We start from the raw sequence: 910 nt of genomic DNA, 5'->3' as shown, positions 1-910 counted from the left end.
TGAATTTCGTCAATCATTCGTCGTAACGTGATCTCCTCAGCAGAGAGTCCGATGGGTTGATAGTAAGCGGTAGAGCGAGCAATATTGAGCAGCTCACTGCATATTTCGGAGCATTCCGATCAGTCATTTCGGGATTATCCGATCACCCATTTCGGTTTAAACCGATCACTGATTCCGCGATTATCCGATCACTTTTAGCCTAACTCCGAAATCGGTGATCGGAATAGCGAAAACCGCGATCGGAATGTCCGAAATCCTACCTTTTTCTCTTTTAAATCAATAGCTCGCTATTCTTTACTTCTTAAACAAGAAAGTAAGGAAGCGACCATGGCAAAAAAGAGAACTCCAATGAACAAAATCAAAGAGGTATTGCGCCTTAAGTACGACTGCGGTCTCTCAAATCGCAGCATCGCTTCTTGCCTTAAACTCGGCCCGTCAACCATATCGGAACTCCTTACTCGTTTTAAACAAAGCCAACTTGGTTGGCCTCTGCCTGAAAGTTGTAGCGATGCTGATATCACTCAAGCTCTGTATCACGGCAAGAAAGCCAGTCGCGATAAAGTCATGCCAGACTTCACTCAATACGCAGTCGAACTCAGACGTAAAGGCATGACGAAGATGCTGCTCTGGCAGGAATATCATGAGCAATATCAAGAGCAAGCTTACGCTTACACTCAGTTCTGTGAGCACTTCACTCGCTGGTTCAAAACCCAAAAGCGCAGCATGCGCCAGCTTCATGTTGCGGGTGATAAGCTGTTTATCGACTACTGTGGGCCGAGGCTTCAGGTGGTCAACCCTGACACAGGAGAAGTGCGTGAAGCGGAAGTGTTCGTCGCGACCTTAGGTGCGACCAATTACACCTATGTTGAAGCCTTCCCGAGCCAAGGTAAGTCCTACTGGTTAGAGGCGC

1 pseudogene is annotated in these 910 nt (G+C 47.3%); it reads left to right on the top strand.

Annotation, left to right across the window (positions count from 1 at the left end):
- Positions 1–327: 327 nt before the first annotated feature.
- Positions 328–910, top strand: a pseudogene (locus R7P74_RS25320) (IS21 family transposase); the annotation flags it as partial.

The sequence above is a fragment of the Vibrio sp. 2033 genome, assembly GCF_033339735.1.
Note: the sequence above shows the minus strand (reverse complement) of the source record. Positions and strands in the feature narration are given on the sequence as shown.